The organism is Lentilactobacillus sunkii DSM 19904 (assembly GCF_001435575.1).
Lineage (GTDB): Bacteria > Bacillota > Bacilli > Lactobacillales > Lactobacillaceae > Lentilactobacillus > Lentilactobacillus sunkii.
Genome location: NZ_AZEA01000002.1, coordinates 38,464 through 52,652, shown reverse-complemented (window position 1 = coordinate 52,652; position 14,189 = coordinate 38,464). Strand labels below are relative to the sequence as shown.

Here is a 14,189-nt window from a genome sequence, read left to right as displayed (position 1 = left end):
TTCTTTTTCTTTGAGAAGTCAATGAGTTTTTACAGCATTTTAGTAAAAAGAATGGCAAATAGATTAATATTGTTGCCACAAGCGTTTTGAAAGCAATATATGCATATATTATGGCTAATAAATGAGAAAAAATAATTACTATCTAAAAATTGTGGGCAAAAATTAAATAAGTTTTACTAAAAGCATTGACTATGATTATTCCCATAGTAGAATGAATCATGATTTGTGAGCGAAAACGGTTGATAGGGCCAGATGTCCAATATTCAGCCAGACTAATTTAATTCAATGAACATTTTAATTTCGCAATATTGTTGTATTCAGGTATTAAAAATGAAAGGTAAAACAACCATGAGGGTAGAAAATAAATTAACAGTCCTTTCGATCTTGTGTCTTTCACTGTTAACGATGTCGATTGGTGCAACTGCAGCCACAATTCCGGAAATTGCAGCCGAATTTCCAAACGTTTCAAGAGCGACGATTGAATTAACCGTGACAATTCCATCCATCACAATGGCAATCTTTGTGATTGTCAGCAAATTTTTGGATTCAATCATCGAGACCCGAAAGATCACTTTGGTCGGATTGTCTCTGGTCATCATATCTACAGTGATGTCGCTGGTTTCACCATCAATCACATTCCTGCTCTTTTCACGGGCGTTGCTGGGGGCGGGAATTGGTTTGTTCAATTCATTGGCCGTCAGCATGATAGATTTTCTATATAACGGATCGCTCCGAGAAAAGCTGCTTGGTTATCAGAATACTTTTCAAGGGATTGGTGCGACAACCGGAGCACTCCTGGTCAGCCTCATCTTGATGGCTTTCAATTGGCGCATGGCATTCTTGATTTATTTGATCAGTGTCCCGATCTTTATATTGGATATGATGTATACGCCTAATGTGAATTTCAAAAAGGGTCAGACCGATGACACAGTTGCCGGAAAGCTATCGAATTCAGGCCTGAAGAAATTCGGGTACTACTTTGTTTTGTTGTTTGTATTGATGCTGGCGTATATGACAATCAATATTAAATCACCGTCATTTATTGCTGATAGCGGGATTGGCAATGCGTCAATGGGATCCTTGTCAGTTGTCGTCATGTCGGTGGGAACAATCTTTGGCGGTCTGATGTATGGACCACTTGTGAAGATCACCAGGCAATACACACTCTTTGTAAGCGTGGGACTGATGTTTACCGCAATGTACATATTGTCTGGAGCAAGCTCTGTCTTTTCAGCATTCTTGGGAATCTTCATTATCGGCTACTGTTTTGGATTATATGTTCCTGCTATTTTTTCACGGGCCTTGTCAACAATGCCGCCACGTTATTCAAATGGCGCATCAACGGTCTTACTAATTGGCTCAAATATGGCAAATTTCTTATGTCCGTATGTCGACAAAGTCATTGATTCAAGCAATGATGCCCGCATATTGTTCTTACGATTTGGAATTTTGCTAACGGTGCTTGCAGCGTGGGAATTGGTTCATGCATTCAAACTTTCGCATTGAGAATGCATCTATCGTTATCATTTTGAAATCATTCGAGGGGGATAAAAATGATGGTAAAATTACAAGATGTTGCTGATACAGCTGGGGTTTCAATTTCAACCGTCTCCAAAATTTTGAATAATGACACAACGCTGTCTGTATCCGAGACGACCAGACAACGGGTCCTTGGGGTGGCCAAACTTCTCAAATATCGCAGAAAATCCAGTCAATCACCGCAGCGGTATGCAATCATTTCATCGATTGAAATATTTCGTGCTAAAAGTGATTACCATTACCAAGCTCTTCGTTCAATGATCGAAACAGTCGCCACCTCAATGGGGATCACTGCTCAGACAGTGGTTTTTAAGAGCAATACTCAGCCAAGGTTATCCGGATTTGACGGGATTCTTGCGTTGGGGCATTTTACCGACCAGCAGATTCAGTATCTGATCGATAGTGAGGTTCCGGTTGTTTCCGTTGGGGAGAACTTGTTTTCCAGCGGGATTGACAGCATTATCTCCGACCTGGACACGCCGGTTGCCCAAGCGATCGATCATTTTCGGAAAACCGGCCAGGACGACATTGGCATTCTTGCTAGACATGAAAACGTCAAAGACAGTGACGGCTTGGACGATCCGTGGACGCGAGCAGTTTTAAAACACTTGAGACGCGGGGGAATTTATTCCAAAGATCGAATCTTTTGTGGCTCTTATGGTCCTGAAGCCGGATTTGATCTCATGAATCAGGCAATCGAAGCTTGCGGTGACAACTTGCCGCATGTTTTCCTGGTATGGGATGATTCTATGGCGATAGGTGCATTACGCGCATTAAAGCAAAGTAAAATCAAGGTTCCTCAACGAGTCAGCCTGGTCGGGACTGATGATATTGACATCGCAAAGTATACGCAACCGGCTCTTTCAACGATTAGGGTTCACAATGAGTCAATGGTTGAACAGGCTTTACAGATGCTTTTTGACCACCCCAAAGATCAATCTCTGATTCCCAAGTTGGTGATTGTTGGGACAAAGTTAATTCAGCGTGAGAGTAGTCTGTAATCATTTGGACTGTCAAAGCAATATTTGACAGTTCCTTTTTTTACCCTTGAATAACCAAAAAGAAGCAGGTACGATGAACAATTGCCGTTCATCGTGCCTGCTTCTTGAATTTTACCGGTACATATTATTTGTTAAAAGTATCAGATTCAACTTCGCGGATAAAGGTTGCCAGATGATCATAATAAACATCCGGGTTGTCGATCATATGATGGTGACCGCCTTCAGGAGTTGATACAAATTTGGCATTTGGAATCATCTTGGCCATCCGTTTACCAGTTGCGATCGGCATGGTTTCATGTTCGCCAAAGGTAACCAAAGTCGGCACTTTAATGTTCTTTAATTGATCAGTGAAGTTCCATTCAGCCAACTTTCCAGTCACAACGAATTCATTGTCACCTTGGAAGGCACCGTAGATATCGGTGTTGGTAACATCAATCAAATGTGACAGCTTTGAAGGCTGCTTACGGTCGATGTAACCCTTGTTTAAGATATCAACGTATGATTGATACTTGTCGTTGTCATAGTCGTTCTTGGCTTCGCATTCCTTCATGTAGGCAACTTGATCAGGGGTCAAGGCTTTTTCACGAACTTGTTCCAAATGCTCAGTGTAGTCGTCGATCCGGTCAACCATTGAAGAAATGATGGCACCCTTTAAGTGCTGACCGAATTTAGCTGCATATTCTTGAACCAGTAAACCACCCCATGATTGGCCGATGAGGTAGAAGTTATCCAAGCCGAGCTTGTCGCGAACTTCATCGACTTCGTTTAAGAAGTAATCATAGTTCAAAATGTCCTTGCGGTTCTTAGGATCGCTGAAGTCAGGACTGTCTGAGTACCATGATCCCAATTGATCGTACATGGTAACCTGAACGTCCAAGCCTTGTTTCTTTAACTGCTTGGCAGCGTCTTCCCAATATTCATGTTCACCACCAGGGCCACCGTGTAATGCCAACAAATGAATGTCACCGGTACCTTGCGTGTTGGTCCATAAGTGATAGCCATTATCCAAAGTAATGATCTTTGTTCCCTGTTTCATAAAATCACCTATCCTTATTCGTATTTATAAAAATCATATCACATTTACTGTTGATTATCATCGGTAGGAAGCAACGGAAGCTCAATCTTTGAGGCACCCAGATCAATCGTGTACGAGATGTCCTGGTTACTGCGGATTGTGTAATCCATGTCGGTTGCGTAAATAATAATCCCAAGTTGATGCCCTTTAAGCAGACGCCAGAACGTTGGCTGGAAAGGCATCGTGAAATCATAATACTGGCCTGGCTTGAGATCATCTGATTTATAATTATTGGTCCGGTTTTGCATGTTCATATGCGCATCGGTAAATTTCTTATAGGCCGTTTCTTTTTTCTCAGGCAGAAATTCTTTTAGATCATCCTTTCGCCAGTGGTATCCGGTAAGAATTTTTTGGGCGGAAAGGACTTGGGGAACGGCAGTTAGCCGATGGGCATTGCCATAATCGACCAAAGCGACACTCAGTAGGCCAAGATCTGCGCTGCTGGTTGCCCGTAAAGTAATCTTCACCTGGCCGTCAACGGTCATGTCGTGGTCAAGCGGTTCCGAAACCAATTTAATGGCATGTTTATTCAGCTTGGAGTGAGTCTTTGTGAACAACGCTTTTTGCCATTTCTTGGTGTTGGCAATATATTCTTTGAATAGATCATCCGGCAATTTATCACTGAATACGTGATTTTCGTTGAGATTGGTCAGGCGGCCATTGTCCAATGAAATGGTTTCGACGTTAGCGTCACCACCCCAATCTTTGTAAGTTGTCCAAGTTTCCGGTTCGGCATTATCCTGAACCAAAACATCAGGCAGGATTTTATTGGCTTGGTTATCGACGTCCAATAACTTGTTGGTCAGCCAGAGATTGACCATATCCGTAAAATCAACGGAACGGAAGTTATTTAAGTATTCATGCTGGCCTTGATGGAGGACCAACTTTTGAGTAATGTTTTCATTCTTCAAAGTTTGACGAAGATTGTAAACGTGTGACAGCTTGACGTTCCAGTCGTTGAGGCCGTGAACCAGCAGCATGTCCGCTTTGATATTGACATTCTTCAACAAATTCCGGTTGTCCCAAAAACTGTTGTAACTGCCGGTTGTTCGATCCTGGCCGTTGGTCAGCTTTTTGAGCTGATCAAGCCATGTGTCCTTAATTTTGAGATAGTCGGCAGCCGACTGCTCACGACTGAACGTCAACTCGCCGAGCACGTCGGCATCCTCACCTTGGAATCCACCAGGGGCAACGACCAAGCCGTTTTCGCGGTAGTAGTCGTAGTAATTGGAAATACCGGCTTCGACGACGGCAGTTTTCAAACCATCAACTCCGGTCATCGCTGCGGCTGTTGAAAGGGTTCCAAGATATGAGCGGCCGGTCATACCGACACTGCCGTTTGACCACCAAGCCTTGATACCGACTTGATCGTTCCGGTTGGTAAACGCGGTTCGATCGCCATGCAGCCATTCGATAATTGCAGTGGCACTCAGTGTTTCATCAGGGGTTCCGGTTGTCCGAACACCGTCAGAATCTTTTGTCCCAACGCCCGAAGAATAGACTACCGCGAAGCCGCGGGCCAGAAAGTAATCATTTAATGCGTAAGTCCAGGTTTTGACAAACGATTCTTCAGCGACTTTGCTGGTCGCTTTGACTTGCCGTGGGGCAGGGAGGTTTGAGTTGTCATAATCAACTTTGATATCGTCATAGGTTAAATTGTTGGGCTGCTTACGGGTGATTTTTTCTTGATTGACATCATGGGTCAGTGCATCAGCCTGCTTGTCATTGGTTCCCTGATCATATGGGCTTTCTGTGAAGACAATCGGAACTTTTAAGCCGTTTTCGGTATCGGCCGGACGGATTATTTCAGCTTTCAGGAGGTCGCGTTTACCGTCATGATCGTTATCCAGCGGGGCTTCAACGTAAACGACGTCATGAATCAATTTACTGGTATCAAATACTGCTTGAGACTTGCCGTTGAAGATTAACGGCCGTTTTAAATCATCGGTTCCAAAGAATTGATGATAGTAACCTTGACTGGCTAAATAATCGATCAGCGTTTGGCCAAATTTGGTGCGGGTATTCAATAATTTGTACCATGCATCAATCACTTGGTTGCGGTTCAGCGTATCGTCAACGATGGCAGCTGGAATTCGATATTCCTTCATGGCCTTGAATGGATCGGTGAGTTCAAAGTCCAAACCGACTTCAAATCCCAATAACTGGAGGCCGACATTATAGAAGGCGAGTTTTGTGACCGAATCGGAATTCGTGGTGTATTCATAGGCGTTGAGCTTTGGTGTTGCCATCAAGTTGGAAACTTTTTGGACCCGGGTTGCCAAACTTTGCTTTTCAATGAAGAACTTGAGTAATAATTGCCGGTAAAGCATAACCGGGTCAGCCATCTTTTTTGTTCTGGATGTCAGAAAGTGAATATCTGCGAGTTCCTGGACGATTTTGTCATGGCTGGTTGGAACGTATGCAAACTGATTGATTTTCATATAATTGCCTCCAGAAAATGTTTGTTATCGCCATTATACCTTACTTTGAAGCGTGCGAGACGGCCGTTTTCATTCGAAATTCTTTTGGCGTTTCACCAGTGACTTTTTTAAAGACTTTGGTGAAATAATTGATGGTTGAAAATCCCGTCATTAATGCGACATCGGTGATGGTTGACGTTTGGCTGCTCAGAAAATATTTTGCCTGTTGAACCCGCTTTAAATTAACGTAATCAGTGAAGGTGATGCCGATTTCATTCTTAAATCTTCGGGAGAGAAAGGATGCATTGACACCGATCTCCTGTGCGGTCTCCGATAGTGATAATGGATCGCCCAAATTAAGCAAGACATAGTCTGCTGCCCGTCGAACAATTGGGGAAAAGCCCGGCGTTGACGTGGATTGAACCAGTTGACAGTAATCTTCAGTCATCGAGTTGACCAGCTTATGCAGGCCCGCTATTGAGATTTGCCGTTCGATGAGCAGAGCGTACTTTTCAGACATATCGTCGAGATATACTGGGTGCACACCGCCCTTATGAGCAGCAATCCTGCAGATGGTATTGAATACGAAACAAATATTTTTGGATGAACGAAGCGGTTTATTGGGGATTCGATTGGAGAAAGAGTCAAAGAGTCTGCCCATGGTTTGATTCAGTTCATTGACGGCCACCTCGTTGCCAGTCGCAATTGCATGGGTGATTTTGTCCTCATTCGAGTAGTTTTGTTCAATTTGGTTACGATGTTCCGAGTTGACGACAACCACCGATTTCTCCCTTGGTTGAATGCTCCGGGTGATTTGTGCTCCCTGCTGGGCGTTAACCGGCGACTTGATGAAAAGATTAACCAGGAGAACACCCACATCGGTCAGCTGGTCTGGTGACAGGATCGGCAGGCTTTGATAAAACTGTTCCAGCTGATTGCGATCGCTGATTTTGAAAGAATTTTGAATCATGATGGTGCTGATTTCATCTGTTGTTTGTGAATTTGTTAGGAACGGTCCCACAACAACCGCACCGTCAGCCGGTGTCGACAGCCTGACAGCGACATAGGAAAGCCTTGCCGGGTCAACGTACGATAAATAGTCGGTCTGCTGAAAATTTTTGACTTCCCGTAATATTTCTGCCACGGGAGAGACTCGTTCAAAACTGGCGACTGGATTGTCCTGAAATTGCCCAACTGGTTTGCCACTCGAATCATAAATGGAGACCCCCAGCTTGGTGAGCGAATGAATGATTCCAGCGATTGAACGATAATCAACGATGATAAGCAACAACTCCTTTTGTTAGCGATTACATAAAAGTCATTAAAATGCTATAAAAGTAAAAATATGACAAGTATCTGTTTAAATTTTAGCTTATAGTGAGGACATTAAACAGGAAAATCGACAATTAATATGATTGATTGGAGGAATTAATTTATGCTATACCCACTCACAACACCAAGCAGGACGCTCTTAGACCTATCAGGACTTTGGAAATTTATGATCGATGAAGAAATAACGCCCATTGATCCTGCAAAGCCACTACCAACAGACGACGTTATCGCTGTTCCGGCATCATTTAATGATCAAACGGCCTCAAAGAAAATTCGGGAACACAACGGCTTTGTCTGGTACGAAACGCATTTTGATATTGCCAAGCCGCTGCGTTCCCAACGCTTGGTTCTGCGCTTTGGTTCAGCTACTCATGAAGCCTGGGTATATCTCAACGGCCATGAAATTACCCATCATAAGGGTGGCTTCACACCATTTGAAGTTGAAATTAATCAATATCTTAACGACAGTGATAACCGCCTGACGGTCAAGTTGAGCAACATTCTCGATTATTCGACTCTTCCGGTTGGAAATTATTCTGAGACCACTGATGAAGCAGGCCACAAGCACCGCCACGTTGACGAAAACTTTGACTTTTTCAATTACGCAGGCCTTCAACGACCCGTCAAAATCTATTCAACACCGACTGCCTACATCAGTGATATCACTGTGGTGCCTGACGTTGATTTGGAAAACGGCAGTGCTGACGTCCATGTTAAAGTCGCAACTGTTGGTGACTTTGATCAGGTGAAAGTCACGCTCTTGGACCAGGATGGTCATCCGGTTGTCAGTGGCGAATCTACGGATCAAACCTTACAAATCAAAGACGTGCACTTGTGGCAGCCTCGTCACGCATATTTGTATACCGCCAAGGTTGAAGCAATTCGAAACGGTGAAGCGATTGATTCATACACGGAAGAATTTGGTGTCCGCAAAATTGAAGTTAAGAACGCCCAATTTTTGATCAATGGGCAGCCGTTTTACTTTAAAGGATTTGGCAAACATGAGGATTCTTACGTCCACGGTCGTGGGTTTAATGAGCCGGTCAATGTACTGGATATCCATTTGATGAAAGACATGGGAGCCAACTCATTTCGGACTTCCCACTATCCATATTCGGAAGAAATGATGCGTTTATGTGACCGTGAAGGAATTGTGGTCATCGATGAAACCCCGGCTGTCGGCCTGCTGGTTAACTTTGGCTTCGATGTTTCGATGCTTGAAAGTGACGATTATCAAGATGATACCTGGACGAAGCTGAAGACGGCCGATGCGCATAAACAAGTCATTAAAGAAATCATCGACCGAGATAAAAATCACGCCTGTGTCGCAATGTGGTCAATTGCCAATGAGGCAGCAACTTATTCCAAGGGGGCATATGAATACTTCAAGCCGTTATTCGATGAAGCCCGTCAATTGGATCCTCAACAACGGCCATGCACGTACACAAGTATCATGATGGCCAATCCTAAGACCGATAACTGTGTTTCGTTGGTTGATGTCATTGCACTGAATCGTTATTACGGCTGGTATGTTGGTAACGGCGACCTGGAGACTGCCGAAAAAGCAACCCGGAACGAATTAAAAGAATATTCTGAAAAGTTCCCAGATAAGCCGATTATGTATACCGAATATGGTGCCGACACGATTCCCGGCCTTCATAGTAATTACGATGAGCCGTTCTCCGAAGAGTTCCAGGAAGATTATTATCGAATGACCAGCAAAGTCTTCGATGAATTTCCACACTTTGTCGGCGAACAGCTGTGGAACTTTGCGGACTTCCAGACCAAGTTTGGGATTCAACGGGTTCAAGGTAACAAGAAGGGGATCTTTACCCGTTCCCGTGAACCAAAAATGGTTGTGCGTTATCTGAAGAATCGGTGGACTAACATTCCGGATTTTGGCTACAAAAAATAAAACATCCTGACTCAAACATTCATTGAAAAATTCACAAGCCATGCATGAAATAAACAGGAAACGAACTAAAAATGTCTTTTTAGTTCGTTTTTTTATGCTTGTAAGCACGGTCACAAATCGTTGCATTTTTAAGCTAAGAAGACTAGCCTTAATGCTGTATTAAGCGTTTCCACACACATGTGAAGGAGGTAGCTTTAATGTCTACGATTATTTCTACTTTGAAGGAATCCGGTGATGAGAACCGTGTCGCGATCACCCCGGACGTTGCAGCAAAATTAGTTCACAATCAATTTGAAGTCTTGATTGAAAAGGGCGCTGGGCAGAATGCTTATTTTGCCGATCAAGCATACGAAGATGCCGGCGCAAAGATTGTCAGCAGAGATGACGCCGTCAGCAAGGCAAATTTAATTGCCGTCGTTGATCAGCCTGATTCAGAGACTTTAGGCAAGCTTCATGAGGGACAAATCCTCATTGGTTTGCTGAAAGCATTGACTGATTTGGACGGTATCCAACAGCTTGCCAAGCAGAAGGTCACGGCCCTTTCGTTTGAACTGCTGCCACGGACGATTTCACGGGCTCAAGGGATGGACGTTTTGAGCTCACAAGCTTCAATCGCCGGTTACAAGGCCGCTTTGGTGGCCGCAGACAAATTCGCCCGATACTTTCCAATGATGATTACCGCTGCCGGAACCGCCAAGCCAGCTAAGGTGTTGGTATTGGGAACTGGTGTGGCCGGCTTACAAGCAATCGGAACAGCTAAGCGTCTGGGTGCGATTGTATCCGGCTATGATGTTCGACCCGCCTCTCGAGGTGAAGTTGAATCACTGGGCGCACAATTTTTGACCAGTTCAGTCAGTGCCGTTGGTGAAGGCGGATATGCCCGTCAATTGTCAGCGGATGAAATTAAACAGCAGCAGACTGAATTGATTGGGTTTATCAAACAAAATGATATTGTAATTACCACTGCTCAAGTTCCTGGGAGAAAGCCACCGCTGTTGGTTCCCCAAGAAGCAATTGATAACGCCAAGCCGGGTAGTGTCTTCGTTGATTTGGCAGCCAGTGATCTCGGCGGGAACGTTGCCGGATCAAAGCCCGATCAGACGGTGGTTACGGATTCCGGTGTCCAAATTATCGGTGCTGGTAATTTAGCCAGTGAAATGGCCACATCTGCATCTGAAATGTTCTCAAAGAACGTCCAGGCAGTTATTAACGATGTTTCCGATAAGGATGCCCAAATTAAGATTGATCTTGAAGACGATGTGATGAGTCAGCTGGTTGCCACCGATCATGGTGAGATTATTTCCGATCGGGTTCGAAAAGCTCTGAATCTGCCGGACAAGCAGCCTGTAAAAGCTGAAACCGTGCCGGCCGATACAGATGAAAAGCCTGCTGAAAAGGGGGATCAATAGTCATGAGTCAAGAGTTGTATACAAATTTAGCGATCTTTGTTTTAAGCCTGCTTGTCGGGTTTGAAGTTATGAGTAAAATTCCTTCGACCTTACAGACCCCTATGATGTCAGGCGCCAACGCGATTCATGGGGTCGTTGTCGTCGGGGCGTTTGTGATTGCTGCTGAAGCCGACAATTGGTATTTCTACTTGTTGGCATTCTTGGCCGCTTTCTTCGCCGCCGTCAACGTTGCCGGTGGTTATACGGTTACTGACCGAATGCTTGGGATGTTTAACCGTCCCAAGAAACAACCGAACCCTTCTGACAAGGGAGGCGACAAATAATGTCAATGCTTAAAACGATCGCATCATTGATTTATTTGCTGTCTGCGGTCTGCTACGTCATGGGTGTTCATATGATGCGTTCACCAAAGACTGCCAGAAATGGTAACCTGCTGTCCGGTTTAGGGATGGCCATGGCAGTTGTCATGATTTTAATTGAAATTGTTGCCAAAGGACAGATTACTTTGATCGGCTGGGGTGTCTTGTTTGCCGGCTTGTTAATCGGAATCCTATATGGTGTCATTAAAGCTCGTAAAGTGCCAATGACCGACGTGCCTCAATTGGTATCGTTGTTTAACGCCGTTGGTGGTGGTGCCGCTGCGACAATTGGTATCTTTGACTATACTCACGAGGCTTTGGGAACCTCACTGAGCTTGGCTTTCTCAATTCCAGTTTTACTTGATATTATTATTGGTGGGATTACCTTCTCAGGTTCATTGATTGCCACTGGAAAATTGTCTGGACATGTTGCCGGCAAGCCAATTTCATTTCCTGGAGATAAATTGATCAATGGTATCGCCGTACTTGCAATTATTGTTGCCGGGATTTGGATGATTGGTTTTCCTTCCGCATATTGGCCAATGATCTTGGCGTTGGCTGCCAGCTTGATTTTTGGACTGTTGATGACCTTACCAATTGGTGGTGCCGACATGCCGGTTGTGGTTTCGCTTTTGAACGCCTTTACCGGTTTAGCCGTTGCCTTTGCCGGATTCGTTATTGATAATCAAGTCTTAATTATCGCTGGTGCTTTGGTTGGAGCGGCCGGAACAATTTTGACCTTACAAATGGCCGAAGCAATGAACCGGTCAGTTGCCAATATCATTGCCGGCGGCTTTGGTAGTGGTGATTCCGATACAAGTACCGGCGCCGGTGCCGAAGTGCCAACCAACATCAAGAAGACAACACCTGATGATGTCGGGATGCAGCTGGCTTATGCGCATAATGTCATGATCGTTCCTGGTTATGGTCTTGCCGCAGCCCAAGCTCAACACGAAGTTGCCGAGTTGGCCAAATTGTTGACCGACGCTGGGATTAACGTCAATTACGCAATTCACCCAGTTGCCGGCCGGATGCCTGGCCACATGAACGTTTTGTTAGCCGATGTTAACGTGCCTTATGATCAAATGAAGCAACTCGATGAAGCCAACTCAATGTTTGAAAACACCGATGTTTCACTGGTTATCGGTGCTAACGATGTTACAAATCCATTAGCTCGGGAAAAGGGCAATGCGATTTCCGGGATGCCAATTCTGGATGTTGATAAATCGAAATCAGTTGTCGTCATCAAGCGTTCAATGAGTACCGGTTATGCCGGAGTTCAAAACCCATTGTTCAGTGAAGACCAGACAAGCATGATGTTCTCGGATGCCAAGAAGGGGCTCCAGGAGATTATTGCGGCTACCAAAGGGTATTTGGATTAATGATTATAATGTAGAAATTAAAAAGATCTTCGGCTGAAAATTGCCAAAGGTCTTTTTGATTGGATTTAACACCAAAAAAATACCGATTCCACGGCATGAACCCGGTCAATTGGTATGTTAAACTAATATCAATAGAACAAGACCGGGTTTTGAAAGAAGAAAGGGTTTTTACATGGCGTTTGTGGGTCAAATTGCACTCATTTTAATTGCAACTTTATTAGCAGCAGCGATTAGTCAACGGTTGGGGATGCCTGCCGTGATTGGTCAGTTGATCGCCGGGGTGATTCTGGGTCCCGGAATTTTAGGCGTGCTCCAAAATACCGAATTGATGCATGCCGGAGCTGAAATTGGCGTCATCATCCTGATGTTTATTGCCGGAATCGAAAGTGATTTGGACCTGTTGAAGAAGTATTTCAAACCGGCAATGAGCGTCGCGGCGATCGGCGTCCTGTTCCCGATGGTGGTCTTTTACATCTACGGCCAAATCATGGGGCAGGGCTTCGAACGTTCCATTTTCTGGGGCGTCATCTTTGCCGCAACATCGGTCTCAATCAGCGTTGAGGTCCTCCGGGAATTCAAAAAGCTCAACACCAAAGAAGGTGCCACGATCCTGGGGGCGGCGGTGGTTGACGATATTATTGCCGTTATCCTGTTGAGTATCTTCGTTAGTTCATTTGGCGTCGGCGGCGGAGGTTCTGCTAATTTACTGGTTGCAACTATCTATCAATTGGTTTATTTTTTAGGTGTAATTGTCCTGGTCAAGTGGGTTGCGCCGGTGGTTTTACGCCTGGCAGAGCGGCTGCCGGTCCATGGTTCGGTTGCGATTACGTCATTGGTCATCTGTTTGGCCATGGCCTGGTCCGCAGATGCCTTGGGTCTGAGTTCCGTCGTTGGGGCGTTCTTCGCCGGGGTAGCGGTATCTCAAACCAAATTTCAAGACGAAATTTCCAGCAGTGTCAGTTCAGTCGGCTACACATTCTTTATTCCAATCTTCTTTGTCAGCATCGGGTTGGACATGGAATTCAACAACGTCATTAAAAACCTGGGATTCATCGTTATCATGACTTTACTGGCAATTATTACCAAACTATTTGGTGGCGCGGTTGGAGCGTGGTTGACCAAAATGAACTGGAGCAGTGCGTTTATCGTCGGATCAGGAATGGTCTCTCGAGGTGAGATGGCGCTGATTATTGCCCAGATTGGGCTGTCTGCCAATTTGATGGCGAAGAATCTTTATTCAGAGATTATCATTGTCATTGTGTTGTCGACGATTGTGGCGCCAATGCTGCTTAAAAAGACGATGAAGGTATAAAAGGAGATAAATTATGGTTACTGAATATGCAAGTGGAGCAGTTGTTTATCAAATAAGAGACGGCAAAATATGGTACCTGCTACTGCAAAGTGCCACTTCTGACTTCTGGGGTCTGCCAAAAGGTCACGTCGAACCGAATGAAAATCTGATTCAGACGGCTGTGAGAGAAATCCGCGAAGAAACCAATTTGAAGACTCAGATTGATTCTAATTTTAAGCAAAAAGTTGAATATGATATGAATAACGGCCATCACAAAGACGTCACTTTCTTTGTCAGCCGGGTTGCACCGGAAGTCAAAGTCCGCAAGCAGGATGAAGAAATTAATTCGTTTGGCTGGTTTGACTATGAAGATGCCTACGAGAAGCTGACCTATGATAATTTACGTCAGTTGCTTAAAAGTGCCGAAGCATATATCCGCAATAAAGAAAATATCGAGGACTAGATG

11 protein-coding genes are annotated in these 14,189 nt (G+C 44.6%); 8 read left to right on the top strand and 3 right to left on the bottom strand.

From position 1 onward, the window contains the following. Window positions 1–330: 330 nt before the first annotated feature. On the top strand, window positions 331–1,506 hold the full coding sequence (locus tag FD17_RS02305; RefSeq protein ID WP_162256768.1) for an MFS transporter: 1,176 nt from the start codon (window positions 331–333) through the stop codon (window positions 1,504–1,506). A 47-nt stretch (window positions 1,507–1,553) separates the two neighbouring features. Continuing rightward, entirely contained in the window at window positions 1,554–2,540 is a 987-nt protein-coding gene (locus FD17_RS02300) for a LacI family DNA-binding transcriptional regulator (RefSeq protein WP_057823256.1), read from the top strand. Window positions 2,541–2,664: 124 nt separating this feature from the next. Here FD17_RS02300 and FD17_RS02295 read toward each other — a convergent pair whose 3' ends face one another. The 3 genes from FD17_RS02295 to FD17_RS02285 are packed head-to-tail and all read right to left on the bottom strand — an operon-like array spanning window position 2,665 to window position 7,323. Continuing rightward, entirely contained in the window at window positions 2,665–3,576 is a 912-nt protein-coding gene (locus tag FD17_RS02295; RefSeq protein ID WP_057823254.1) for a proline-specific peptidase family protein, read from the bottom strand. 44 nt (window positions 3,577–3,620) lie between these two features. Continuing rightward, the gene (locus FD17_RS02290) at window positions 3,621–6,056 is read right to left on the bottom strand and encodes a Xaa-Pro dipeptidyl-peptidase (RefSeq protein WP_057823252.1); all 2,436 of its coding nucleotides are present in this window, start codon (window positions 6,054–6,056) and stop codon (window positions 3,621–3,623) included. Between the two features lie 40 nt (window positions 6,057–6,096). Then, on the bottom strand, window positions 6,097–7,323 hold the full coding sequence (locus FD17_RS02285) for a helix-turn-helix domain-containing protein (RefSeq protein WP_057823250.1): 1,227 nt from the start codon (window positions 7,321–7,323) through the stop codon (window positions 6,097–6,099). Between the two features lie 147 nt (window positions 7,324–7,470). On the opposite strand from FD17_RS02285, the gene uidA reads away from it, so the two are divergent. The 6 genes from uidA (at window position 7,471) to FD17_RS02255 (ending at window position 14,186) form a co-directional block, all read left to right on the top strand. Beyond that, a complete protein-coding gene (gene uidA, locus FD17_RS02280) occupies window positions 7,471–9,282 on the top strand; it encodes a beta-glucuronidase (protein WP_057823248.1) in 1,812 nt (603 codons plus the stop codon). Window positions 9,283–9,479: 197 nt separating this feature from the next. Next, entirely contained in the window at window positions 9,480–10,691 is a 1,212-nt protein-coding gene (locus FD17_RS02275; RefSeq protein WP_057823242.1) for an NAD(P) transhydrogenase subunit alpha, read from the top strand. A 2-nt stretch (window positions 10,692–10,693) separates the two neighbouring features. Further along, on the top strand, window positions 10,694–11,014 hold the full coding sequence (locus tag FD17_RS02270; RefSeq protein ID WP_057823240.1) for an NAD(P) transhydrogenase subunit alpha part 2: 321 nt from the start codon (window positions 10,694–10,696) through the stop codon (window positions 11,012–11,014). Then, window positions 11,014–12,432 (top strand): NAD(P)(+) transhydrogenase (Re/Si-specific) subunit beta, encoded by a 1,419-nt coding sequence (locus tag FD17_RS02265; RefSeq protein WP_057823235.1) that lies wholly within the window; start codon window positions 11,014–11,016, stop codon window positions 12,430–12,432. Before FD17_RS02270 ends, FD17_RS02265 begins: the two co-directional genes overlap by 1 nt. Before the next feature lie 172 nt (window positions 12,433–12,604). Then, window positions 12,605–13,744 carry a cation:proton antiporter gene (locus tag FD17_RS02260; protein ID WP_057823233.1) on the top strand — a complete coding sequence of 380 codons (1,140 nt, stop codon included), beginning with the start codon at window positions 12,605–12,607 and terminating at the stop codon, window positions 13,742–13,744. A gap of 13 nt (window positions 13,745–13,757) precedes the next feature. After that, window positions 13,758–14,186, top strand: coding sequence for a bis(5'-nucleosyl)-tetraphosphatase (locus FD17_RS02255; protein WP_057823232.1), 429 nt, complete (start codon window positions 13,758–13,760; stop codon window positions 14,184–14,186). The last annotated feature ends 3 nt before the right edge of the window (window positions 14,187–14,189 follow it).